The sequence below is a fragment of the Salinarimonas sp. genome (genome assembly GCF_040111675.1).
Lineage (GTDB): Bacteria > Pseudomonadota > Alphaproteobacteria > Rhizobiales > Beijerinckiaceae > Salinarimonas.
The window spans coordinates 1,146,131-1,170,610 of the sequence record NZ_CP157794.1 but is presented as its reverse complement, the minus strand read 5'-3'; the positions used below and the strand labels follow the sequence as shown (position 1 = coordinate 1,170,610).

Genomic DNA, 24,480 nt, shown 5'->3' with positions numbered 1-24,480 from the left:
TCACTCCCCCGGCTGGCGTGCGCCCGCGCGCACGGAGGCGGAGGCCCGGGCCGTGGCGAAGGCGGCCTCCAGATCCTCGGCGCGCTTCGCCGAGGTGTGGCGGGCGAGCACCTTCTCGCGGGCGGCCTCGGCGATGCGGGCGAGCTCGGCATCCGTGCGCTCCATCGCGCGCAGCGAATCCGCGCCGTCATGGGCGACGAGGATCTCTTCGCCGGGCGTGAACACCTCGGAGAGGCCCTCCCAAGCGTCGGTGAGGATCGCCGCGCCGCAGGCCGCGGCCTCGAACAGCCGGCCGGAGGGGCAATGGCCCATCCGCGCCATGGCCTCGCGGGTGACGTTGAGCGTCAGCCGCGAGGAGCCGTAGAAGGCCGGGTGCTGCGCGGGCTCGAGGTGGCGCATGAAGAAGATGTTGTCGCACCAGGGGAACGTGTCCGGATATTGCGCGCCGGCGATCACGAAGCGCCGGTCCGGGCGCATGCGCGCGGGCAGCACGAACAGCTCCTCGAGCGCCGCCTGCCGATCGGCGGCCCAGGTGCCCAGATAGGACAGGTCGTAGAGCTTGCGCGCGCCCTCCGCCGGGCGGTGCACGTCCGGGTCGACATGGCCGTAGAGCGGCAAAGCGAGCGGCGCGCCGAGCCGGTCGGACAGCGCGGTCAGCGCCGGCCCGCCGGTGAAGGACAGGGCGAGATCGAAGCCCGTCAGCCCCTCCTCGCCGATGTACGCCACCGGCTCGCCGCGGGCGAGGCGGGCCATCGTCACCGGCGTGTCCATGTCGTAGAACACCTTGAGCGGCCGCCCCGCCGCCCGCACGAGCTCCGCCGCCGCGACGCCGTCGGGGCAGTAGGACGTCACCATGGCGACGTCCGCCTCCGCGAGAGCGGCCTGCGCTTTCGCCCGCGCCTCGGCCCAGTCGTCGTAGAGCGCGAGCGTCCCGCCGGGGATCTCGGCGAGGTCGCGGTGCTCGCGATAATAGGCGACGTCGCGCTCGAAGAACGTCACCGACCAGCCCCGGGCCGCCAGCGCCGAGATCAGCCCCCGCCAGAGCGTCGCGTGGCCGTTGCCCCAGGAGGACGAGACGGTCAGTCCGAAGACGACGAGCTTCATGGGCTGCGCGCTCCCGGGAGGGGGGGATTGGAGTCGGGTCCTCGCGTGTCATCCCGGACGCCGAAGGCGATCCGGGACCCATGACCGCGACCGCCGTCTTGCGGCGCAGGCGCCGCATCGCGAGCCGGCGCCGCGCCGTACGGTCGAGGCGCGCGCGCGGAAACCGCGCGCGAGGACGCGTCGGCGGTTCTGGGTCCCGGACTTGCTTCGCAATCCGGGATGACAGCGGAACCGCCCGGCTTGTGGTTCACCACCAGCACCCGCGCGCCGTCCCCACCGAGGGCGAGCGTGGTGCGGCTCGCGGTGTCGATCTCCGTCTCGAACACCCGAGAGAAGGGCAGCCCCCGCGCCCGGCAGAGCACCGCGCGAACGACGTCGCAATGCGTGACGAGGGCGATCTCGGCGCCGTCGGGACGATCGTCGCGGAGCGCGGCGACGAGCCCTTCGACGCGGTCCGCCACGTCGGCCATGCGCTCGCCCGCGGGCGTCTGCGCCGTGTCGCGCTCCGCGTTCCAGCGGCGCCACAGCGGGTCGTCCTCGAGCTCGGCGAAGGACCGCCCCGCCCAGGGGCCGAAATCGATCTCGTCGAGCGCCGCGTCGATGGTAACGCCGCGCCCGCGGGCGAGGATCTCCGCCGTCTCCACCGTGCGGGGCTGCGGGCTCGCGACCACATCCGCGAGCGGGCGCCCCTCGAGGCTCTTCGCCAGCGTCTGCGCTTCGGCGCGCCCCTCCGGCGACAGCCGGACCGCGGGATCGCGCCCGGCGAGCGTTCCGGGCGTCCCGTCGTGGGCGCCGTGGCGCACGAGATGGAGGACGAGCAGGCTCATTGCAGCGTCGGCCCGGTCGCGTCGTCGTCTTCGTCGCCGGCGATGAACGCCTCGGTGCGGTCGTGGGCCGCGGCGTCGGTGAACTGGCGCGGCGGCGACTTCATGAAATAGGAGGACGGTCCCACCACCGCGCCCGCGAGCTTGCGGTCGAGCGCGATCTTGGCGCAGCGCACGGCGTCGATGACGATGCCCGCCGAGTTGGGGCTGTCCCAGACCTCGAGGCGCATCTCGAGCGAGATCGGCGCATTGCCGAAGGCGGTGCCCTCCATGCGGATATGCGCGACCTTGCGGTCGCCGAGCCAGGGGACGTGGTCAGAGGGTCCGATGTGGATGTCGTCAGGGTTCATCGGCGTGCCGAGCTGGCTGTCGACGGCCTGGGTCTTGGAGATCTTCTTCGATTCGAGCCGATCGCGCTCGAGCATGTTCTCGAAGTCCGCATTGCCGCCGACGTTGAGCTGGTAGGTACGGTCGAGCCGCACGCCGCGCTCGCGGAAGAGGTTCGTCAGCACCCGGTGGGTGATGGTGGCGCCGACCTGGCTCTTGATGTCGTCGCCGATGATCGGCACGCCGGCCTGCGCGAAGCGGCGGCGCCAGTCCGGGTTCGAGGCGAGGAAGACCGGCATGCAATTGACGAAGGCGCAGCCCGCCTCCATCGCCCGCTCGGCGTAGAACTCGGCCGCCTTCTGCGAGCCGACGGGCAGGTAGGAGACGAGCACCTCCGTCTCCGTCCGCTTGAGCGCCTCGGTGACGTCGGCGACGGGCGCCTCCGATTCGGCGACGCGGGCGCGCAGATAGCGTCCGAGCCCGTCCAGCGTCGGCCCGCGGGCCACCGTGACGCCGGTCTTCGGCACGTCGGCGAAGCGCAGCGTGTCGTTCGGCGCGGCGTGGATCGCCTCGGCGAGGTCGAGCCCGACCTTCCCGGCGGTGACGTCGAAGGCGCAGGAGACGACGATGTCGCGCACGCGATAGCCGCCGAGATCGGCGTGCATGAGGCCGGGGATCGGCTCGTTCGCGGCGGCGCTCTCATAGAAGCTCAGGCCCTGGAGGAAGGCGCTCGCGCAATTGCCGACGCCGACCACTCCGACGCGCACGGTGCCAGCGGCCATGAGACATCCTCCTCGTTCGGCGAGCGGAGCGCACGCGGGGTGCGCGGCTCGCGATCCCCGTTCGGGAGGCGCTACGCTTGAGACGCCGGCTTTGTTCCAGGACCGGGGGCGGATCGTTGTCGCATCGCGAGGAAACTTTGTCGCCGTTGGAGCCGACGGCGCGCGGAACGGCCGCCGCGTCGTGTCATCCAGGCGTCACGCTCCCGGTCCAGCTTGCAGCCGTTCGAAACGAGACGCCACGCGCGGGGCCGCCGGCCCGGCGGATGGCGAGCCATGCTGGGAAGCCGTCCATGAAAGACATCGACCTCAACGAGATCTCCGCCGACGAGTGGGACGAGAAGAACTTTCCCCGTCCCGAGGAAAGCGAGTTCGACCGCGTCGTCGAGCGCGCCATCTCCCGCCGCGGGTTCCTCGGCGGCGTCTTGGCCTTCGGCTCCGCCGCGGCCGTGATGGGCGCCGGCGCTCTGGTCGCCCCGTCGACCGCGAAGGCGCAGCAGACCTCGCGATTCGCCTTCGAGGCGATCCCGATCGCGACGGACGGCACCGTGCACGTGCCCGAGGGCTACACCTGGCGGACGCTGGTGCGCTGGGGCGACCCGCTGTTCTCGGGCGTCGCCGAGTTCGACCACGAGACCGGCGGCTCGGTCGAGGATTCGGACAAGATCTTCGGCGAGAACACCGATGGCATGGAGCTGTTCCTGATCGGCGACCGGACGGTGATCGCGATCAACAGCGAATACGCCAACCGCAAGGTCAACCTGCCGCAGGCGACCGACGGCGTGCCGCGCGACGCCGCCGACGTGCTCAAGCTGCAGAACCTGCAGGGCGTCACGGTGATGGAGATCGCCGAGGGCGAGAACGGCTGGGACGTCGTCGTCGACAGCCCCTACAACCGCCGCATCACGCACAACACGCCGATGCGCATCTCCGGCCCGGCGGCCGGCCACGACCTGATGAAGACCGACGCCGACCCGACGGGGACGATGTCGCTCGGCACGATGAACAATTGCGGCTCGGGCAAGACCCCCTGGGGCACCTACCTGACCTGCGAGGAGAACTTCAACGGCTATTTCGGCTCCACCGAGCCGGTGCAGGATCAGAAGCCCAACGCCCTCGTGGACGGCTACGCCCGCTACGGCATCGGCCCGGACGGCTGGGGCTATGACTACCACAAGTGGGACGCCCGCTTCGATACGTTCAAGAACCCGAACGAGCCGCACCGCGCCGGCTGGGTCGTCGAGATCGACCCGGCGAACCCGGACGCGATGCCGGTGAAGCGCACGGCGCTCGGCCGCTTCAAGCACGAGAACGCCGCCGTCGCGCTCGCGCCGGACGGCCGCGTGGTCGTCTACATGGGCGACGACGAGCGCGGCGAGTTCCTCTACAAGTTCGTCTCGCGCGACATCTACGTGCCGGGCGGCGACACCTCGACCCTGCTCGACGTCGGCCAGCTCTACGTCGCGGTCTTCGCCGACGACCAGACCGGCCGCTGGGTCGCGCTGACGCCCGAGGCGACGGACATGGACGAGGCCGAGATCGCCATCTTCACCCGCATGGCCGCCTCGAAGCTCGGCGCCACGACGATGGACCGTCCGGAGTGGGTCGCCGTGAACGGCCTCTCGCCCGAGGTCTATTGCTGCCTCACCAACAACCGCAACCGCGGCGTCAAGGCGAATGCCGGCGGCGACCCGACCCCGGTCAACGGCCCGAACCCGCGCGAGGTCAACCATTACGGCCAGATCGTGCGCTGGCGTCCCGAGGGCGGGGATCACGCCGCCGAGGGCTTCACCTGGGATCTCTACGTGATGGCCGGCAACCCGACCGTCCACTCGGACGCCTATGCCGGCTCGCCGAACATCAACCCCGGCAACCTGTTCAACTCGCCGGACGGCATGGTCATCGACACGGCCGGCCTCGTCTGGATCCAGACCGACGGCGACGACGACAACGAGGGCGACTTCGTCGGCATGGGCAACAACCAGATGCTCGCGGGCGATCCCGTCACCGGCGAGATCCGGCGCTTCCTCACCGGCCCCCACGGCTGCGAGGTGACGGGCCTGTGCTGGTCGGCGGACCGCCGCACGATGTTCGTCGGCATCCAGCACCCGGGCGCGCCCTTCCCGGACGGCGAGGGCAAGCTGCCCCGCTCCAGCGTCATCGCGATCAAGCGCGAGGACGGCGGGCTGATCGGCTGACGCGCCGACAGACGTGACCCGGCGCGTCGGCAACGGCGCGCCGGGTCCTTTCGCGAGACTACCCCAGGAACGCTCGCGCGAGATCCAGGTCCGCGCGGGTCAGCCCGTGGCCCGTCGGCAGCGCCTCGTGCGCCACCTCCGCCCCCGCTCCCGACAGGGCCGCGGCGAGGTTCGCCGCGTCGGCGGCGGGCACGATCGGGTCCATGCGCCCGCTCGCGATCAGGACCCGCTTGCCGTCGAGGCGCCCCTCCGGCGGCGTCGAGAGCGGGGTCATCGCGCGCCAGAGCACCGCGCCGGCAAGGACCTCCGGGTGGAGGTAGAGCAAGGCCGCCGCGATGTTGGCGCCGTTCGAGAACCCCACCGCCACCGGCGCCGCGAGCCCGTAGGCGTCGCGCGCCTCGGCCACGAAGCCGGCGAGCTCGCCCGCCCGGGCGCGTACGTCCGCCTCGTCGAAGACGCCTTCCGCGAAGCGGCGGAAGAAGCGCGGCATGCCGTTCTCCAGCACCTTGCCGCGCGGCGAGACGTAGGCCCGCCCCGGCGCGATCTCGGCGACGAGAGGCACGAGGTCGTGCTCGTTTCCGCCGGTCCCGTGCAGGAGCAGAAGGGGCGCGCGCGCCGCATCGCCCGGCGCGTGCGCGTGGACGAAGGAGAGGTCGGCCATCGTTCGTCTCCTCACAGGGGCGGCAGCACGGCCTCGATCCGCGCGCGCTGCGGCTCGAGGACGGGCGGCAGCTTCAGGGCGGCGCCGAGGCTCTCCGCCGGCTCGTCCGCGGCGAAGCCCGGATCGTCGGTGGCGATCTCGAACAGCACGCCGCCGGGCTCGCGGAAATAGACCGATCGGAAGTAGTTGCGGTCCTTCTGCTCGGTCGTCGGCAGGCCCATGCCGGCGAGCGCGTCCGCCATCGCCGCCTGCGCCGCGTCGTCGGCGGCGCGGAAGGCGACGTGATGGACCGAGCCCGCCCCGAGCCGCGGACGCCCGGCCGCGCTCTCGACCAGCTCGACCGCGGCCCCGAGCGGCGCGGCGCCCTCGTAGCGCACCCGGTTCCCCTCGCGCGCGCTCTCCCGGAAGCCGAACACCTCGGTGAGCACCCGCGCCGTGCCCTCGAGCGCCGGCACCTCCAGCGTCACGCCGTCGAAGCCGCGGATGGCGTGGGCGGCGTCGATGTCCTCCGTGGTCCAGGCCGGCTCGGCCTCGACCCCCTCGACGCCGACGAGCGCGAGACGCATGCCGTCGGGGTCGCGGAAGGTCAGGACGGGGCGGCCGAAGCGCGTCGTGGGCGTGTCGTGATCGACCGAGAGCTCGACGAAGCGCGCGACCCAGAAGCCGATCGCCTCCCGCGGGACGCGCAACGCGGTCTCCCGCGTCTCGCCCGCACCCTCCCGGCCCCGCGCGGCATTCGCCCAGGGGAAGAAGGTGAGGATCGTGCCGGGCGCGCCGGCCTCGTCCCCGAAATAGAGGTGGTAGGTGCCGGGATCGTCGAAATTGACCGTCTTCTTCACGAGACGGAGCCCGAGGATGCGGGCGTAGAAGTCGCGATTGCGGCGGGCCTCGCCGGAAATCGCGGTGACATGGTGAAGACCGCTGCTCGTCATGGCGCATCTCCGTAGGGGTGGGCGCGTCCTGCGCCCTCGCTTGCCTCAGAATATGCGAGAGCGAAAGCAGAAAGCGAGCACGGAAAGCGGGTCCTTGCGTCGACGCAAAGGTAGACGCCAGGCCTTCGCTGCGTCTCGTCAACGCGCCGAAAACCATGCCGGGCGAGACACGCTTAACCTGAACGCGCGTTGACGGTTTCGGATTAACGCCTCGCCAAGTCACCTGGCGCACAGTTCTCGCATGGAACAACACACCGGTCCCGAGAACAAGACCGGGGAGGCGTCAAACATGATTCACGACGATTTGCGTCGATTTGCCGACGAGATCTGCGAAGCGGGCGCGATGACCGCCGCAGACGTCAAGCGGCTCTCGGATCTCGTCCTCGAGATCGGCATCTCCGCCCGCGAGGAGGCCGACGTGCTGATCGCGCTCGACCGCGCGGTGAAGCGCGCCGACGAGGCCGTCGAGGCCGCCTGGAGCGACCTGTTCACGGCGCTTCTCGTCGACTTCGCGGTCTGGGGCGCGCGCCCCACGGGCTACGTCGACGGCAAGACCGCGCGCTGGCTCGTCACCGCCGCCAATGCGTGCGGCGGCCCCTCCGAGAACGCCCGGCGCGCGATCGCCCAGATGGTGCGCGAGGCCAAGCGCGTCGACGAGACGCTTCTCGTCTTCGTCATGCGTCGCGGGGTGATGCGCCTGCGCGACGTTCTGGAGGCCGAAGGCGGCGAGGAGGTCGCCGCGCGCCCCGAGGGAAAGTCCGGGGCGCGCGCCGCGTGACGCGCGCCGAGCGGCTCTAGATCGAAAGAGGCGTGGACGGACCGGGTTTCGGGTGGCTACAAGCTGAGGCGTCTCATCGCCAGTAACGCCCGAGGCCCGCCCGTCCATGTTCGACAAGATCCTGATCGCCAACCGCGGCGAAATCGCCTGCCGGGTCATCAAGACCGCCCGCCGCATGGGCATCCGGACCGTCGCCGTGTATTCCGACGCCGATCGCGACGCCGTCCACGTCGACATGGCCGACGAGGCCGTGCACATCGGCCCGGCCGCGGCCTCCGAGAGCTATCTCGTCATCGACAAGATCGTGGAGGCCTGCAAGCGCACGGGCGCGCAGGCGGTGCACCCGGGCTACGGCTTCCTCTCCGAGCGCGAGGCCTTCCCGCAGGCGCTCGCCGCCGCGGGCATCGTCTTCATCGGCCCCAATCCCCGCGCCATCGCCGCCATGGGCGACAAGATCGAATCGAAGAAGGCCGCGGCCGAGGCGAAGGTCTCCACCGTGCCGGGCTTCCTCGGGGTGATCGAGAGCCCGGAGCATGCGGTCGCCATCGCCGAGGAGATCGGCTTTCCCGTGATGCTGAAGGCCTCGGCCGGCGGCGGCGGCAAGGGCATGCGCATCGCCCATTCGCGGGACGAGGTGGCGGAAGGCTTCGCCCGCGCCCGCTCGGAGGCGGCGTCCTCCTTCGGCGACGACCGCGTCTTCGTCGAGAAGTTCATCACCCAGCCGCGCCACATCGAGATCCAGGTGCTGGGCGACAAGCACGGCAACTGCATCTGGGTCTCCGAGCGCGAATGCTCGATCCAGCGCCGCAACCAGAAGGTCGTCGAGGAGGCGCCCTCCCCGCTCCTCGACCCGCAGACGCGCCGCGAGATGGGCGAGCAGGCCGTCGCGCTCGCCAAGGCGGTGGGCTACGATTCGGCCGGGACGGTCGAGTTCGTGGCGGGGCAGGACAAGTCCTTCTACTTCCTGGAGATGAACACCCGCCTCCAGGTCGAGCATCCGGTCACCGAGATGATCACCGGCATCGACCTCGTCGAGGAGATGATCCGCGTCGCGGCGGGCGAGACGCTGCGCTACGCCCAGGACGACGTCCAGCTGAACGGCTGGTCGATCGAAAGCCGCATCTACGCCGAGGACCCGACGCGCAACTTCCTGCCCTCGACGGGGCGCCTCACCATCTACCAGCCGCCGGCGGAAGGCACGGTGGACGGGGTGAGCGTGCGCAACGACACCGGCTTCGAGGAAGGCGGCGAGATCTCGATCTTCTACGATCCGATGATCGCCAAGCTCGTCACCCACGCCCCCACCCGCGAGGCCGCGATCGACGCCCAGGCCCGCGCGCTCGACGCCTTCGCCATCGACGGCATCCGCCACAACATCCCCTTCCTCACCGCCATCATGCAGAATCCGCGCTGGCGCGAGGGGGCGCTGTCGACGGCCTTCATCGCCGAGGCATTCCCCGAGGGCTTCAAGGCTCCGGCGCCCGACGGCGTCGTCGCGACGCGCATGGCCGCCGTCGCGGCCTGGATCGATTTCCTGGAGGCCAGGCGCAAGCGCACCATCACCGGCCAGATGCACGGGCGCCAGCTCCACGTCGCGCGCTCGCGGGTCGTGATGCTCGGCAAGGAGCGCTTCGACGTGACCCTCGAGGAGGAGGGCGAGACGGTGATGGTCGGCTTCGCCGACGGCTCGACCTATCCCGTGATCTCGGCCTGGCGGCCGGGCGAGCCCGTCTGGTCGGGCCTCGTCGGCGGGGTGGCGATCGCGGTGCAGGTGCGCCCGATCCTCAACGGCCATTTCCTCCAGCACCAGGGCGCCTCCGCCGAGGCCAAGGTCTTCACCGCCGCCGAGGCGCGCTTCGTCGAGCTGATGCCCGAGAAGAAGGAGGCGGACACCTCGAAGCAGCTGCTCTGCCCGATGCCCGGCCTCGTCAAGGCCCTGATGGCGGGCGTCGGCCAGGAGGTGAAGGCGGGCGAGCCCCTCGCCGTGGTGGAGGCCATGAAGATGGAGAACGTGCTGCGCGCCGAGCGCGACGGCACGGTCAAGGCGATCCACGCCAAGGAGGGCGACAGCCTCGCCGTCGACGCGGTGATCCTCGAGTTCGCCTGATCGCGCCCGATGCCGCTCTATTTCGCCTACGGCTCCAACATGGACCGCGCGCAGATGGCCGCGCGCTGCCCGGCCTCGACGCCGGTCGGCCTCGCGCGGCTCATGCGCCACCGCGTGGTGATCATGCGCGAGGGCTGGGCCTCGGTCGCCCGCGCGCCGCACGGCGCCGTCTGGGGCGTGCTCTGGGAGCTCGCCTTGCGCGACGTGCCGGCCCTCGACCGCTACGAGAGCCTCCACACCGGCCTCTACACGAAGGTCGTCCAGCCGGTGGTGACCGACAAGGGCTCGCGGCGGGCGATCGTCTATGTCGGGCGCCCGAGCGAAGGCGGCACGCCCCAGCCCGGCTATCTCGAATCGGTCGTCGCCGCGGCCGAGGCGGCGGGACTGCCCGGCTCCTACTGCGCGGCACTGCGTCTGCTGCATCCCGAAACCGCGCGCGTTCGCGGGGCGAGATGAGGCGCACGCGCGTTCCGCGCGTCGGCATCTGTACGATTGAGCGCTTTCCGGCCTTTCTCCGAAGCGCGGCTTGGCGCATGATAGGGGAAAATACGGAATGGGAAGCGCAGCGAGCGAGCGAGCCATGACGGATCTGTATCCCCCGACCTTCATCGCGGTCGCGCCGAACGGCGGACGCCGCTCGAAGGCCGATCATCCGGCTCTGCCGATCACGATCGAGGAGAGCGCGGCCGCGGCCCGGGCCGCCCAGGCCGCCGGCGCGGCCATGATCCATCTCCACGTGCGCGATGCGCAGGGGCGCCACAGCCTCGATCCCGGCCTCTACCGCGACGCGATCGCCGCCGTGCGCGACGCCGTCGGCCCGCGCATGGTGATCCAGATCACCACCGAATCGATCGGCATGTACGCGCCCGAGGAGCAGGTCGCCGTCGTCAAGGCGGTCAAGCCCGAGGCCGTCTCGGTCGCGCTGCGGGAGATCGCGCCCCAGGAGAGCGACGCGAAGCGCCTCTCCGACCTCCTCGCCTTCTGCGAGGCCGAGCGCATCGCCCCGCAGATCATCGCGTTCGACCGCGGCGACGCGGACCGGCTGGCGCGCTGGGTGCAGGCGCGGGTCATCGACGGGCGCACCACCTCGGTCCTCTTCGTCGGCGGGCGCTACACCACGCCTCCGACCATCGCCAAGCCGGCCGAGCTCGTGCCGATGATCGAGAGCTGCAGCGACCTCTTCCGCGACTTCATGGTCTGCGCCTTCGGCCCGCGCGAGTCCGGCTGCGGCGTGCTGGCGGGCCTGCTGGGCGGGCACGTCCGCTGCGGCTTCGAGAACAATTTCGTCCTACCGAACGGCGAGACCGCGCCGGACAACGGCGCCGTCGTGGCTGCGCAGGCCCAGGCGCTCACCTGCGCGGGCCTGCGCATCGGGGATGCGATCGCGCTGCGCTCGCTGTGGGGTATCGAAGGTCGCTGACGTTAAGTAAGCGGCAGGCGAGGCGCGCACGGGGCGTGTGGCGCCGAACCAGCTGGAGGACGGACGTGGCCCCCCGGGCGGACTGGCGAGACGTGATCGGGGGCCTCGTCTTCGTGGCCGTGGGACTCGCCTTCGCGGCGGGCGCGCTCGACCTGCCGCTCGGCGACGCGCGGCGGATGGGGCCAGGCTACCTGCCCCTCGCCGTCTCGCTCGTCGCCATCGCGCTCGGCCTGCTCATCGCCGTTCCCGCCCTGCGCCGCGCGGGCGGGCCGCTGCCGCCGATCGAGTGGCGGCCGTTCCTCGCCGTGATCGGCGCCATGGGCGTGTTCGGGCTGGTGATGGCGCGCTTCGGCCTGCTCCCGGCCGTCGCCGCCGCGGTGCTGACGAGCGCGCTCGGCGACGGGCGCTCGCGACCCCTGCCCGCCCTCCTCCTCGCGGCCTTCCTCGCCGCCATGGCCTGGCTCGTCTTCGTCGAGGCGCTGAGGCTCCCCATCATGCTCTGGCGGAGCCCGTTCTGAGATGGATCTCCTCGCCAACCTCGCGCTCGGATTCGCCACGGCGCTGACGCCCACGAACCTGTTCTACTGCTTCGTCGGCGTCTTCCTCGGCACCTTCATCGGCGTCCTGCCCGGCATCGGCGCGCTGGCCGCCGTCTCGATGCTGTTGCCCGTCACCTTCTACCTCGAGCCGACGACGGCGCTCGTGATGCTGGCCGGCGTCTATTACGGCGCGGAATACGGCGGCTCCATCGCCTCGATCCTGCTCAACCTCCCCGGCACGCCGTCCGCCGCCGTCACCTGCCTCGACGGTCATCCGCTGGCGAAGCAGGGCCGCGCCGGCGTCGCCCTGTTCATGACGACGATGGCCTCCTTCGTCGGGGGCACGATCGGCATCGTGGTCCTCACCTTCTTCGCGCCCGCGCTCGCCGCCTTCGCCCTCGCCTTCGGCCCGGCGGAATACGTGGCGGTGATGACGCTCGGCCTCATCGCCGCCTCCGCCGTCGGCCAGGGCTCGCCGGTCAAGGGCATCGCCATGGTGGTGCTCGGGCTGCTGCTCGGCTTCGTCGGCACCGACATCAATTCGGGCTACGCGCGCTACACGCTCGGCATCCCGGACCTGCGCGACGGCATCAGCCTGATCGCGCTGGCCATGGGCCTGTTCGGCCTCTCGGAAGTGATCGCCTCGATCCGCGCCTCGACCGGCTCGATGACGGCGAAGAAGATCCCCTTCCGCTCCATGCTGCCGACGCGCCCGGAGGCGCGCGCCTCGCTCGCCCCGACGGCACGGGGCACCACGATCGGCTCGATCTTCGGCACGCTGCCCGGCACCGGCCAGACCATCGCCGCCTTCATCGCCTATGCGGTGGAGAAGCGCGTCGGCCGCGATCCCGCGCGCTTCGGCAAGGGCGCCATCGAGGGGATCATGGCGCCCGAGAGCGCCAACAACGCCGCCGCCCAGACCGCGTTCATCCCGACGCTGACCATGGGCATCCCGGGCTCCGCCACCATGGCGCTCATGCTCGGCGCCCTGATGATCCACGGCATCCAGCCCGGCCCGCAGCTGATGACGACGCATCCGGACATGTTCTGGGGCCTCGTCGCGAGCTTCTGGATCGGCAACGTCCTGCTTCTGATCCTCAACATCCCGCTGATCGGCATCTGGGTGCGGCTCCTGCGCATCCCCTACCAGCTGCTCTACCCGGCCATCGTCGTGCTGATCTGCGTGGGCGTCTACGCCATCTCGAACAACGTCTTCGACGTCGGCCTCGCCCTCGTCTTCGGCGTCGTCGGCTACGGCCTGCGCCTGCTCGGCTTCGAGCCCGCGCCGCTGCTCATCGGCTTCATCCTCGGCCCCACCTTCGAGGAGAACCTGCGCCGCGCCCTCCTCCTCTCCCGCGGCGACGTCACGGCGCTCGTCGAGACGCCCATCGCGGCGGGCCTCTTCGCCGCGGCGGGGCTGCTGCTGGCCTGGGCGCTGTGGGCGAGCCTGAGGCCGCGCAGGCCCACGAAGGTGGAGACGGTGGAGGGATAGCCGGGTGGTGGGCGCGGGCGCCCTCCCCTCCGGTCCGCGGCGACGCCGCGGCAAACCTCCCCTGCGGGAAGAGGGCGGCCGCCTCCGTCGCTCGACGGCGGATCAGGCCCCCGGCCGGCGATACACCCACACCCTTGCGGGCGGCAGGTTCAGCCAGATGCGCTGGGAGGGCGTCGCGGTGTACTCGCTCGGCTGCTTGGGGATCGGCGGCACCACCGCGTAGGTGAACTGCACGAAGGGCGCGCCGGGACGCGAGAGGTCGTGGGCGGCGCGCAGGAGGGCGAGGCGCTGCTCGACGGGCTTGGTGAACAGGGGCAACGAGGAGATCGTCGCCGCGCACGGCGTCTCGATCAGCTCGCCGAGCGTGGTGCGGATGTCGTAGGCGTCGCCCTGGACGATGGTGGCGCGCGGAAAGCGGGCCTTCAGCAACCGGCAGAAATCCGGGTTGAACTCGACGAGGACGAGCCGCTCCTGCTCGACGCCGCGGGCGAGGAGCGCGTCCGTGACGGGGCCGGTCCCGGGGCCGAGCTCGACGACGGGGCCCGACATCCGCGGATCGACGTAGGCCGCCATCGTCTTCGCCAGAAGCTTGCCCGACGGCGTCACCGCGCCGGTGACGAGCGGCCGCTCGATCCAGGAGCGCAGGAAGCGCGCCTCGTCGTCGAGCTTGATCGGAGCCTTCTTCTGCGGTTGCCGATGAGACTGAGGCAGCACGCGCGAATCCCTTCTGCAACGGCCCGGCTCACCGGGCGCCCGTTTAGATCAACGACGCCTTGTCGCGTCAAGCCCGGCCCGAACCGCCGAGACCGTCGAAGAACTCGCGTACGCGGTTGAGGAAGCCGTGGCTCTCCGGATGAGTGTCGCGCGAGCACTCCGACTCGAATTCGCGCAAGAGCTCCCTCTGCCTTTTCGTCAAGTTCTGCGGCGTTTCGATGACGACCTGGATGTAGAGGTCGCCGAAGTCGCGCGAACGCAGAACCGGCATGCCCTTTCCGCGCAGACGGAACTGCTTGCCCGTCTGCGTCCCCTCCGGGATCTTCACCCGCGCGTCGGAGCCGTCGATGACGGGCACGGTCACCTCGCCGCCGAGCGCCGCGGTCGCCATGGGAATGGGTACGCGCGCGAAAAGATCCGCTCCGTCGCGCTGGAAGAAGGAATGCGGCGCGATCGACAGGAAGATGTAGAGGTCCCCGGCGGGCCCGCCGCGCAGGCCGGCCTCGCCCTCTCCGGCGAGGCGGATGCGGGTGCCTTCCTCGACGCCGGCCGGGATGTTGACCGAGAGCGTCCGCTCGCGGGTGACGCGCCCGGCGCCCTGGCAGATCTCGCAGGGATCGTCGATCACCTCGCCGCGGCCGAGGCAGGTCGGGCAGGTGCGCTCGATGGTGAAGAAGCCCTGCGTCGCCCGCACGCGGCCGTAGCCGTTGCAGGTGCCGCAGGTCTTGGGCTTCGAGCCCGGCTTCGCGCCCGAGCCGCCGCAGGCCTCGCAGGCGATGGCGGTGGGGATCTTGAGATCCTCGGTCTTGCCCTTGAAGGCGTCCTCGAGCGTGATCTCGAGATTGTAGCGCAGGTCCGCCCCGCGCTCGCGGCCCGTGCCGCCGCCGCGCCCGCCGCGCCGGGGACCGCCCTCGCCGAAGAAGTTCTCGAAGATGTCCGACATGAAGTCGGAGAAGTCCGGGCCGAAGCCCGGGCCGCCGCCCGGCCCCCCGCCGCCCTGGAACGCGCCGTGGCCGAAGCGATCGTAGGCCGCGCGCTTCTGCGGATCGGAAAGGACCTGGTAGGCCTCGTTCAATTCCTTGAACTTCAGCTCGGCCTCGGCGTTGCCCGGGTTCCGGTCCGGGTGCCATTGCATCGCGAGCTTGCGGAAGGCGCTCTTCAGAACCTTCTCGTCAGCCGTCTTCTCGACGCCGAGGATCTCGTAATAGTCGCGCTTCGACATCGGGGCCGGTGCCTTCGGTCAGATCGCCGCCTCGCGGGTGGACCTCGCGGGGTGTGGCGGCGAGCGGCGCGGGGCTGGGACCCGGGCCGCGCTCGGGGTCGGAACGCGTCCCGCGGGGGGACACGCGGACGCCGCGCCCGCCGAGCCGGAAGGCTCGATCGGACGCGGCGCCGTTCATGCGCGCGCGCGGATCACGCGCGCTTCTTCTTGTCCTCGTCGTCGACCTCCTGGAAGTCGGCGTCGATGACGTCCTCGTCGCTCTTCTGCTCGCCGCCTTCACCACCCTCGGCGCCGGCCTCGCCCTGCTCTGCTTGAGCCTTGTACATGGCCTCGCCGAGCTTCATGGAGGCCTGCATCAGGTCGTTGGTGCGCGACTTGATGGTCTCGAGCTCCTCGCCGCCGAGCGCCTCGCGCAGCGCGTCGATCGCGGTCTGGATGCCCTGGCGGTCGTCCTCCGAGACCTTGTCGCCGTAATCCTTCAGCGACTTCTCGGTGGAGTGGACCAGGGCCTCGCCCTGGTTCCTCGCCTCGACCAGCTCGCGGCGCTTCTTGTCCTCGGCCGCATGGGCCTCGGCGTCCTTGACCATCTTCTCGATGTCGGCGTCGGTGAGGCCGCCGGAGGCCTGGATCCGGATCGCCTGCTCCTTGCCGGTCGCCTTGTCCTTGGCCTGGACGTTGACGATGCCGTTGGCGTCGATGTCGAAGGCGACCTCGATCTGCGGCACGCCGCGCGGGGCCGGCGGGATGCCGACGAGATCGAACTGGCCGAGCAGCTTGTTGTCCGCCGCCATCTCGCGCTCGCCCTGGAAGACCCGGATCGTCACGGCGTTCTGGTTGTCCTCCGCCGTGGAGAAGACCTGGGACTTCTTGGTCGGGATCGTGGTGTTGCGGTCGATCAGGCGGGTGAACACGCCGCCCAGCGTCTCGATGCCGAGCGAGAGCGGGGTGACGTCCAGCAGCAGCACGTCCTTGACGTCGCCCTGGAGCACGCCGGCCTGGACCGCGGCGCCGATGGCGACGACCTCGTCCGGGTTGACGCCCTTGTGCGGCTCCTTGCCGAAGAAGCCCTTCACCGTCTCCTGCACCTTCGGCATGCGGGTCATGCCGCCGACGAGCACCACCTCGTCGATCTCGCCGGCCGAGAGGCCCGCGTCCTTGAGCGCCTTGCGGCAGGGCTCGACGGTGCGCTGGATCAGGTCGTCGACCAGGCTCTCGAACTTGGCGCGCGAGAGCTTGAGCGCGAGGTGCTTCGGCCCGGTCTGGTCGGCGGTGATGTAGGGCAGGTTGATCTCGGTCTGCGTCGTGGACGAGAGCTCGATCTTCGCCTTCTCGGCGGCCTCCTTGAGGCGCTGGAGCGCAAGCTTGTCCTTGGTCAGGTCGATGCCCTGCTCCTTCTTGAACTCCGCCGCGAGGTACTCGACCACGCGCATGTCGAAGTCCTCGCCGCCGAGGAAGGTGTCGCCGTTGGTCGACTTCACCTCGAACACGCCGTCGCCGATCTCGAGGATCGAGATGTCGAAGGTGCCGCCGCCCAGATCGTAGACCGCGATCGTGCCGGTCTGCTTCTTGTCGAGGCCGTAGGCGAGCGCGGCCGCCGTCGGCTCGTTGATGATGCGCAGCACCTCGAGGCCGGCGATCTTGCCGGCGTCCTTGGTGGCCTGACGCTGGGCGTCGTTGAAGTAGGCCGGAACGGTGATCACCGCCTGGGTGACCGGCTGCCCGAGATAGCTTTCCGCCGTCTCCTTCATCTTCTGAAGGGTGAAGGCGGAGATCTGCGAGGGCGAATACTGCTTGCCGTCCGACTCGACCCAGGCGTCGCCGTTGCCGCCGCGGACGATCTTGTAGGGGACGAGATCCTGGTCCTTCTTCGTCGTCGGATCCTCGAAGGTGCGCCCGATCAGGCGCTTGATCGCGAAGAAGGTGCGCTCCGGATTGGTGACGGCCTGGCGCTTGGCCGGCTGGCCGACGAGGCGCTCGCCCTCGTCGGTGAAGGCGACGATCGAGGGCGTCGTGCGCGAGCCCTCGGCGTTCTCGATGACCTTGGGGTTCGACCCCTCCATCACCGCGACGCAGGAGTTCGTCGTGCCCAGATCGATACCGATGACCTTACCCATGGCGGGATCCCTCACTTTCAAGCAGACCGCCGAGCCCCGTAGCGACTCGGCCCATGGCTGACTTCACTGCAAACTGTCGGCTGGAGCCGGCCCGCGCGGCGCGCTCGGCGCCCCGAACCAGCCCCGTTCGGATCGCGGCTGATATAGGCTCGCCCAAATCACGCCGCAAGGCGGGACATGGGCCGCCGGACGCGGCCGTTCAAGGGCGAGCGGGGCGCGATCTGCTCGGCGGAAGGGTCTGGGACGGACTTCCTTCCGATGGACTCCCGCGCGGCGCGCGCGTAGGGTCGCGGCTCCATCGTCGACGACGGGTCCCGTACTTGCCTCGCATGCCCGCTTCCGCGCCTTTCGTCGCGCTTTTGGCCCTGTTCGCCGCCGGCTCCGCCTCGGGCCAGCCGCTCGAGCTGCCGGGCGCGCAGTTCAACCTGCCGCCCCTGAGCGTCCCCGAGCTGCCGGCCCCGCAGGCGCCGGACGCGCCGACGGCGCCCACAGCGCCCGCCGGGCCGCAGCCGATCGATCCGGCCGCGCCTTCGCCGCCCGCGGGCGCCACAGCCCCCGCGCCGCAGGCCGACGTCACGCAGCTCACCCTGCGGCGCGACGCGCGCGAGGGCGAGCTGCGCCTCTCCCGGGCCGATGGCGGCCTCGCCGCGACGCTGACGCTGGAGGGCCGCGGCGTCACGGACGCGCAGGAGATCTGCCGCGTCACCATCGCGGACGAGGCGGCCGGCGGCGTACGGCTGGAGCCCGTACCGTCGCTCGGACGCTACGCCCGCTACCGGCTCGCCGCCCCGGCCTGCCCGGTGGTGCTGACCCTGTTCTCCGACGCCGCCCTCGTCGCGCACGAGGGCTTCTGCACCTTCGAGGCCGCGGATTGCCGGGTCGACCCGAACGGGATGTGGGGACCCGAGCCCGAGGCGCTGCCGACCGACCCCGAGCGCATCGCCCGCGACCGCGCCGAGGCGGACGAGGACGTGCGCGCCGCCTACCGGATGATGACGGAGCGCTCCGACGGCGACGCGCTGCGCGCCGTGCTCGCCGAGCAGGCCGGCTTCTCGGCCGAGCGCGTCACCGCCTGCGCCCGCTTCGCCGGCGAGGAAGCGCACGGCCTGTGCGCGGCGCGCTTCACCCAGGCCCGCGCCGCGCTCCTCCAGCAGCGCCTCGGCTTCCTGCCCCCGCCCGCCGCCGCGGGCGCCGAGACAGACGCCGCCCCCGGCGCCGCGCCGCTGTCGATCCTGCCGCAGGACAATTGAGGACGGGGCGTCAGCCCCGCTTCGCCTCGATCGCGTCCCACACGTCCACCGCGACGTCCGGGCCGCCGAGGCTCTTCACGGCGCGCACGCCGGTGGGCGAGGTGACGTTGATCTCGGTGAGGAGCCCGTCGATCACGTCGATGCCGACCAGGATCAGCCCCATCCGCTTCAGGTGTGGCCCGATCGTCTCGCAGATCTCGCGCTCCTCGTCGCTGAGCGACGTCGCCACCGCGCCCCCGCCGCGGACCATGTTGGAGCGGATGTCGCCCGTCGCCGGCACGCGGTTGACCGCGCCCCGCGCCTCGCCGTCGACGAGGAGGATGCGCTTGTCGCCCTCGGTGATGCGCGGCAGGAACTTCTGGATCACCCAGGGCTCGCGGAAGGTCACGGAGAACAGGTCGAACAGCGAGCCGAAATTCGGGTCGTCCGGCATCAGCCGCACCACCGCCGCGCCGCCGTGGCCGTGGAGCGGCTTCATCACCACGGCGCCGTGCTCGCGGCGGAAATCCTCGATCTCCGCCTTGTCGCGGGAGATCAGGGTCGGCGGCATCAGGTGCGGGAACTCGGTGACGAAGATCTTCTCCGGCGCGTTCCTCACGTGGTGCGGATCGTTGACGACGAGCACCTTCGGGTGGACGCGCTCGAGCAGGTGGGACGCCGTGATGTAGGCGAGGTCGAAGGGCGGGTCCTGGCGCATCAGCACCACGTCGACCGCGTCCTCGAGCGCCACGCGCCGCGCCTCGCCGAGCGTGAAATGCGCGCCCTCGACATCCTGCACCGTCAGGTCCCGCACCCCCGCGACCACCCGCCCCTCGCGCATCGAGAGCTTGTCCGGCGTCCAGTAGACGAGCGCATGCCCCCGCCGCTGCGCCTCGAGCAGCAGGGCGAACGTCGTGTCGCCGGAGATCTTGATGTGCTCGATGGGGTCCATCTGGACCGCGACGGTGAGGGGCATGGGCGTTCGTCCTCGGGTTCGGAGGGCCGGACCATAGCGAGGCGGACGGCGGACGGGAAGCGCCGGGCGAGCCGCCCTCCCCCGCCGCGGGCGCGGGTCCTCCGCCTCGCTTGGGCCGCTTCGCCATCGATGGTATGCTGCATCTCCGACGCGCGACCGGCGACAGAACGGTCACGAGGATCGCGGTGGGGGACCCGATCGCGCGGGCAACGAAGAGGCGTCAGACCATGCGAAACCTCCTCCTCACCCTCCTCGCCGCCGCGGCGCTCGCAGCGGCGTCCCTCGGCGCCGCCTCCCCCGCCGCCGCCGAGGGCCGCGGCGTCTGGTACGCGAGCCCGAGCTACGATCGCGGCCATCCCGGCATCTCGTTCCACGTCGAGGCCTATCGCGGGCCCGTCTACTACGACCGCCGCCGCCATTACGACGGCTACGCCTACCATCCTCGCCGGGTCTACCGGCACCGCTACCCGCGCGACCTCTACCGGCCCTACGATCCCGGCGCGGCGGTGGCCGCCGGCATCATCGGGCTCGCCACCGGCGCGATCCTCGGCCAGGCGCTCACCGTGCCGCAGCCGCCGGTGCGGCGCGCGCCGCGCGTGCGCTACGGCGACGCCGACGCGATCGCCTATTGCGCGCGCAAGTACCGCTCGTTCGACCCGCACAGCTTCACCTTCCTCGGCTACGACGGCCGGCGGCACTACTGCCGGATCCCGTGACCCATCAGCCCGGCTGATCCGAACGATCGGCTTTTGTCATCGCCGCCCCGCGCTTTTCCGAGTTGACGCGCGGAACGGCGCGGGCTTCGATCGGGCAGAAGCACTGACCAATTCGTGTGAGGAGGAAGCGGCCGTGGCGCAGTTCTCGCGGACCTGGACCTATTTCGAGGGCGACTGGCACGAAGGCAATCCCGGCATCATGGGTCCGCGCACTCATGCCGCCTGGCTTGCCTCCATGGTGTTCGACGGCGCGCGCGTGTTCGAGGGCACGGCGCCGGACATCGACCTGCACGCCCAGCGCGTCAACCGCTCCGCGCGGACGCTGGGGCTGAACCCCACCATGTCGGCCGAGGAGATCGTCGGGCTCACGCAGGACGGCGCGAAGAAGTTCGGCGGCGACGTCGCGCTCTACGTCAAGCCGATGTACTGGGGCGTCGGCGAAGGCCCGTCGACCATCCTGCCCGACCCGGACGACATCGGCTTCTGCCTGTGCCTGTTCGAGGCGCCGCTGCCGCCGCCGGGCAAGGGCGCGCGCATCACCAAGAGCAAGTTCCGCCGCCCTTCCCTCGAGACGATGCCGACGGACGCCAAGGCGGGCTGCCTCTACCCCAACAACGCCCGCGCCCTGAAGGACGCGATGGACCAAGGCTTCGACAACGCGCTCGTCCTCGACATGCTGGGCAACGTCGCCGAGACCGCGACCGCCAACATCTTCATGGCCCGCGGCGGCGAGGTGCTCACCCCGGCCCCGAACGGCACCTTCCTCAACGGGATCACCCGCCAGCGCGTCATCGCGCTCCTGCGCGAGAGCGGCGCGACCGTGCGGGAGACGACGCTGACCTACGACGACTTCCTCGCGGCCGACGAGATCTTCATGTCGGGCAACTATTCGAAGATCACGCCCGTGGTGAAGATCGAAGACCGGGAGCTGCAGCCCGGTCCGTTCGCCCGCAAGGCGCGGGACATGTACTGGGAATTCGCGCATTCCGGCGTGAAGGCCGCCTGATCCTTATCCGCTCTCACGGATTGTTTGCAGCGCCCCGGAGCGCATCCGGGGCGCGGAGTCTTTCATGGCGCGATCACCGTCCTCATCTCGGCACGAGAAGAGGAGCAATTGTGATGCCCCGCGCTCTGACGCGGGTCGCGGCCGTGGAACGGCGAGAGGGGCTCGAACGGCGGCTTCGGCGTCGGCGTCGGGATCGGTCCGGATCAGCCCTCCGGCGTGCCTGTCGACGCCGACGGCACGACGGTCGACATCGAATGAGCCGCCCGGCGGTCCCGAGCCCGTCAGCCCTCCACGGGCACGAGTCCCGGGTCGATCGCGCTGTCACGCTCAAGCCAGGCCGGCGCCGGCAGGCCCTTCTCGCGCAGGAAGGCCGGGTCGAACAGCTTGGACTGATAGCGCGTACCGTAGTCGCACAGGATCGTCACGATCGTGTGCCCGGGCCCGAGATGGCGGGCGAGGCGGATCGCGCCGGCGACGTTGACTCCCGAGGAGCCGCCGAGAACCAGCCCTTCCGTCTCCAGCAGATCGAACACGATCGGGATCGCCTCCTCGTCCGGGATCTGGAAGGCGACGTCCACCGGCGCGCCCTCCAGGTTGGCGGTGATGCGGCCCTGGCCGATGCCCTCCGTGATCGACGAGCCCGAGGCCTTCAGCTCACCCGTCGTGTAGTAGGAGTAGAGCGCCGCGCCCATCGGATCGGCGAGGCCGATCATCACGGTGGGGTCGCGCTCCTTGAGCGCCATGCCGACGCCGGCGAGCGTGCCGCCCGTGCCGACGGCGCAGACGAAGGCGTCGACCTCCCCGCCGGTCTGCTCCCAGATCTCCGGCCCGGTGGTACGGTAGTGGCCCAGCCGGTTGGCGACGTTGTCGAACTGGTTCGCCCAGATCGCCCCGTTCGGCTCCTCCTTCGCCAGCCGCTCGGCGAGGCGCCCGGACACCTTCACGTAATTGTTCGGGTTCTTGTAGGGGACCGCCGGCACCTCGACGAGCTCCGCGCCGGCGAGCCGAAGCATGTCCTTCTTCTCCCGGCTCTGCGTCTCGGGAATGACGATCACCGTGCGGTAGCCCAGCGCGTTGCCGACGAGCGCGAGACCGATGCCGGTGTTGCCCGCCGTCCCCTCGACGATGACGCCGCCGGGGCGCAGCAGGCCCTTCTCCTCCGCGTCGCGAACGATCGCGAGCGCCGCGCGATCCTTCACCGACTGGCCGGGATTCATGAACTCGGCCTTGCCGAGGATCTCGCACCCGGTGGCGTCCGACGGCCCCTTCAAGCGGATGAGCGGCGTGTTGCCGATGGCGTCGACGATGCCCTTGCTGATCATGTCCTGACCCCGTGAACCGCGTGGCCGATGGTGATACCGCGTTTCACGTCCTTGCGCGAGGATTTTGTATTTTCACGGCAGTTCACGTGCTTTTGGGCATGACCCGCGCCGCCGGCATCGAGAGGCGATAGGACAGCCCGGCGGGATCGAAGCGCGCCTCGACCGCCGCGTCGAGAAAGCGCTCCGCCATGCGCCCGATCACGGTCGAGCCGAAACCGGCGTGCGTCGGCGGCGAGACCGCCGGCCCCCCCGTCTCGCGCCAGGTGAACACCAGGCGGTCCTGCTCGCACGTGCAGGCCACGGCGATCCGTCCGGACGCGAGGCTCAACGCGCCGTGCTTCGCGGCGTTGGTCCCCAGCTCGTGCACGATCATGGCCAGGATCTGCGCCGCGTGGCCGTCGATCGCGATCTCGCCGCCCCTCATGTCGAAATCCGCCATGCGGTCGCGGAAGGGCTCCAGCTCGCATGCGACGATCTCGCCGAAGGTCGTCGCGCGCCAGCCCGATTCCGCCAGGCGCGCCTGCGCCGCTTCGAGCGCGGCGAGGCGGCTCTCCACGGCGCGCTTGAACGGCAGCGCCTCGGGGTGGCCGCGAACGGACAGGTTGAGGATCGCGCTGACCATGGTGAACAGGTTCTTGATGCGGTGGCGCATCTCGCCGATGACGTAGCGGTCGCGCTCGGCGCGCAGGCGTCGCGCCTGATCCTCCTTGCGCTCCGTGATGTCGCCGGCGACGCCGACGAGATGCAGGGCCGCGTCCCGGCAGGCGACCCGCCCGCGCATGGCGATCCAGACCTCGGCGCCGTCGACGCGCCGCGCCCGCGCCTCGAAATCCAGGTCGGCTCCGTTCGCCGCCGCGTGCACCTGGGCCTGCAGGCGCGCCATGTCCTCCGGCACGAGCCGCTGGGCGAGGTCCGCGCAGCGGATCGCGGCGTCGGGCGCGAACCCGAACACGGCGCGGAAGCGCGCGTCCGCGCGAATCGTCTCGCGCGTGAGATCGATGTCGAACGAGCCCAGCCGGCCCGCCTCGAGGGCGAGCTCGAAGCTGGTCTCGCTGCGATCGAGCGCCTCGTGGGCGCGCCGAACGTCGCTCACGTCCCGCAGCAGGCCGACGAACACGCGCTCCCCCGCGACCACGGTCTCGCGCACGGTCAGGCGCACGGGGACGGCGGCGCCGCTCCTGTGCCGCCCCTCCACGATGCGCTCGCGCCCGATGATCTTCGCCCTGCCGGTCACGAGAAAAGCGGAGATCCAGCCGTCGTGGCGGCTCGCGTCCGCCTCCGGCATCAGCTTGGCGACGTTCTCGCCGATGAGCTCGTCGGGCCCGTAGCCGAACAGGGTCTCGACCGCCCCGTTGGCGTCGAGCACCCGACCGGCCGCGTCGATGCTGATCATCGCGTCGGAGGACGCGTCGCGGATCGCCTCGAGGCGCGCCGCGAGGCGGGCGGCCTCCGCGACGGCGCGGCGCTCCGTGGTGGTCTCCCGATAGCGGGCGAGGATCGCGCCGCTCGCGAGACGCGAAACCTCGATGCGCGCGTGGCGCGGCGGATCGGCCGGCTGCACGTACTCGCAGGCCGCGTGCCCCGCTTCCGCGAGCGCCGCGATGGCGCGCGTGCGCGCGTCGTCCGCCTCCGGACCGTAGGCGAGGGTCGCGGCGCCGGACGCGCACAGAGCCGGCGGGCGCGCCGCGATCGCGTAGGCGGCGTTCCCGGCGAGGAACGCGCCGGCCCCGTCCACGAGCGCGGCCGGCTCGGCGATCGCGTCCAACAGATCCTGCACCGAGACGTCCATTGCGAGCCGTGAATTTCAGCTTGGTCTTGCGAAAAATCACGTCTTCCGGATGGAAAACACGACCATTCCGACTCGGTGTCGCGCTCATGTCAACAGCGCAGCCTTGCGCCCTGCGCGGCCATCCGGGCGGCAGAGCTCGCAGGGATCGTATGAGGCGCGCCTTCACACGCCCGTGCGCGATGCACGAAGCGCGGGGTTACCCCGCCGTTAAGGAAATCACACCCCTGCGCA

The 24,480-nt window shown here is 71.0% G+C and carries 21 protein-coding genes; 10 read left to right on the top strand and 11 right to left on the bottom strand.

Features of this window, described 5'->3' with window-relative positions; translation table 11 throughout:
• Genes ABL310_RS05415 through ABL310_RS05405 form a run of 3 tightly spaced genes read right to left on the bottom strand, consistent with a single transcriptional unit; the run spans position 1 to position 3,037 of the window.
• On the bottom strand, positions 1-1,104 hold the full coding sequence (locus ABL310_RS05415; RefSeq protein ID WP_349370679.1) for a glycosyltransferase: 1,104 nt from the start codon (positions 1,102-1,104) through the stop codon (positions 1-3).
• Positions 1,101-1,931, bottom strand: coding sequence for a histidine phosphatase family protein (locus ABL310_RS05410; RefSeq protein ID WP_349370678.1), 831 nt, complete (start codon positions 1,929-1,931; stop codon positions 1,101-1,103). The genes ABL310_RS05415 and ABL310_RS05410 overlap by 4 nt, the downstream gene beginning before the upstream one ends.
• Complete coding sequence (locus tag ABL310_RS05405; RefSeq protein ID WP_349370677.1) at positions 1,928-3,037, bottom strand: inositol-3-phosphate synthase; 1,110 nt, start codon at positions 3,035-3,037, stop codon at positions 1,928-1,930. The genes ABL310_RS05410 and ABL310_RS05405 overlap by 4 nt, the downstream gene beginning before the upstream one ends.
• Positions 3,038-3,327: 290 nt before the next feature.
• Here ABL310_RS05405 and ABL310_RS05400 point away from each other — a divergent pair, with 290 nt between their 5' ends.
• A complete protein-coding gene (locus ABL310_RS05400) occupies positions 3,328-5,232 on the top strand; it encodes a PhoX family phosphatase (protein ID WP_349370676.1) in 1,905 nt (634 codons plus the stop codon).
• Positions 5,233-5,290: 58 nt separating this feature from the next.
• On the opposite strand, the gene ABL310_RS05395 is transcribed toward ABL310_RS05400, so the two are convergent.
• Positions 5,291-5,893, bottom strand: a complete 603-nt coding sequence (locus ABL310_RS05395; RefSeq protein ID WP_349370675.1) for an alpha/beta hydrolase — start codon at positions 5,891-5,893, stop codon at positions 5,291-5,293.
• An 11-nt stretch (positions 5,894-5,904) separates the two neighbouring features.
• Positions 5,905-6,825, bottom strand: a complete 921-nt coding sequence (locus tag ABL310_RS05390) for a VOC family protein (RefSeq protein ID WP_349370674.1) — start codon at positions 6,823-6,825, stop codon at positions 5,905-5,907.
• Positions 6,826-7,066: 241 nt separating this feature from the next.
• Here ABL310_RS05390 and ABL310_RS05385 point away from each other — a divergent pair, with 241 nt between their 5' ends.
• From ABL310_RS05385 to ABL310_RS05360, 6 genes are all read left to right on the top strand, one after another.
• Positions 7,067-7,603, top strand: coding sequence for a hypothetical protein (locus ABL310_RS05385; RefSeq protein ID WP_349370673.1), 537 nt, complete (start codon positions 7,067-7,069; stop codon positions 7,601-7,603).
• A 106-nt stretch (positions 7,604-7,709) separates the two neighbouring features.
• Positions 7,710-9,710 carry an acetyl/propionyl/methylcrotonyl-CoA carboxylase subunit alpha gene (locus ABL310_RS05380; protein WP_349370672.1) on the top strand — a complete coding sequence of 667 codons (2,001 nt, stop codon included), beginning with the start codon at positions 7,710-7,712 and terminating at the stop codon, positions 9,708-9,710.
• Positions 9,711-9,719: 9 nt separating this feature from the next.
• Positions 9,720-10,166 (top strand): gamma-glutamylcyclotransferase family protein, encoded by a 447-nt coding sequence (locus ABL310_RS05375; RefSeq protein ID WP_349370671.1) that lies wholly within the window; start codon positions 9,720-9,722, stop codon positions 10,164-10,166.
• Positions 10,167-10,290: 124 nt separating this feature from the next.
• Complete coding sequence (locus tag ABL310_RS05370; RefSeq protein ID WP_349370670.1) at positions 10,291-11,130, top strand: 3-keto-5-aminohexanoate cleavage protein; 840 nt, start codon at positions 10,291-10,293, stop codon at positions 11,128-11,130.
• Between the two features lie 65 nt (positions 11,131-11,195).
• The gene (locus tag ABL310_RS05365; protein WP_349370669.1) at positions 11,196-11,648 is read left to right on the top strand and encodes a tripartite tricarboxylate transporter TctB family protein; all 453 of its coding nucleotides are present in this window, start codon (positions 11,196-11,198) and stop codon (positions 11,646-11,648) included.
• A 1-nt stretch (position 11,649) separates the two neighbouring features.
• Entirely contained in the window at positions 11,650-13,161 is a 1,512-nt protein-coding gene (locus ABL310_RS05360) for a tripartite tricarboxylate transporter permease (protein ID WP_349370668.1), read from the top strand.
• A 102-nt stretch (positions 13,162-13,263) separates the two neighbouring features.
• Here the strand turns inward: ABL310_RS05360 and ABL310_RS05355 are convergent, their stop codons facing one another.
• The 3 genes from ABL310_RS05355 to dnaK form a co-directional block, all read right to left on the bottom strand.
• A complete protein-coding gene (locus tag ABL310_RS05355; RefSeq protein WP_349370667.1) occupies positions 13,264-13,875 on the bottom strand; it encodes an rRNA adenine N-6-methyltransferase family protein in 612 nt (203 codons plus the stop codon).
• A 67-nt stretch (positions 13,876-13,942) separates the two neighbouring features.
• Complete coding sequence (gene dnaJ / locus ABL310_RS05350) at positions 13,943-15,097, bottom strand: molecular chaperone DnaJ (protein ID WP_349370666.1); 1,155 nt, start codon at positions 15,095-15,097, stop codon at positions 13,943-13,945.
• A gap of 191 nt (positions 15,098-15,288) precedes the next feature.
• Positions 15,289-17,211: a molecular chaperone DnaK gene (gene dnaK / locus ABL310_RS05345; RefSeq protein ID WP_349370665.1), complete on the bottom strand. Its 1,923-nt coding sequence runs from the start codon at positions 17,209-17,211 to the stop codon at positions 15,289-15,291.
• A 329-nt stretch (positions 17,212-17,540) separates the two neighbouring features.
• Between dnaK and ABL310_RS05340 the strand changes: the two genes are divergently transcribed.
• A complete protein-coding gene (locus tag ABL310_RS05340; protein WP_349370664.1) occupies positions 17,541-18,461 on the top strand; it encodes a hypothetical protein in 921 nt (306 codons plus the stop codon).
• 10 nt (positions 18,462-18,471) lie between these two features.
• Here the strand turns inward: ABL310_RS05340 and gshB are convergent, their stop codons facing one another.
• The gene (gene gshB / locus ABL310_RS05335) at positions 18,472-19,416 is read right to left on the bottom strand and encodes a glutathione synthase (RefSeq protein WP_349370663.1); all 945 of its coding nucleotides are present in this window, start codon (positions 19,414-19,416) and stop codon (positions 18,472-18,474) included.
• 227 nt (positions 19,417-19,643) lie between these two features.
• Here gshB and ABL310_RS05330 point away from each other — a divergent pair, with 227 nt between their 5' ends.
• Entirely contained in the window at positions 19,644-20,132 is a 489-nt protein-coding gene (locus ABL310_RS05330) for a BA14K family protein (protein ID WP_349370662.1), read from the top strand.
• 133 nt (positions 20,133-20,265) lie between these two features.
• Positions 20,266-21,138 (top strand): branched-chain amino acid aminotransferase, encoded by an 873-nt coding sequence (locus ABL310_RS05325; protein ID WP_349370661.1) that lies wholly within the window; start codon positions 20,266-20,268, stop codon positions 21,136-21,138.
• A gap of 281 nt (positions 21,139-21,419) precedes the next feature.
• On the opposite strand, the gene ABL310_RS05320 is transcribed toward ABL310_RS05325, so the two are convergent.
• Together ABL310_RS05320 and ABL310_RS05315 are read right to left on the bottom strand one after the other, a co-directional pair.
• Positions 21,420-22,460, bottom strand: coding sequence for a cysteine synthase A (locus ABL310_RS05320; protein WP_349370660.1), 1,041 nt, complete (start codon positions 22,458-22,460; stop codon positions 21,420-21,422).
• Positions 22,461-22,542: 82 nt separating this feature from the next.
• Positions 22,543-24,237, bottom strand: coding sequence for a PAS domain S-box protein (locus tag ABL310_RS05315; protein WP_349370659.1), 1,695 nt, complete (start codon positions 24,235-24,237; stop codon positions 22,543-22,545).
• Positions 24,238-24,480: the final 243 nt, after the last annotated feature.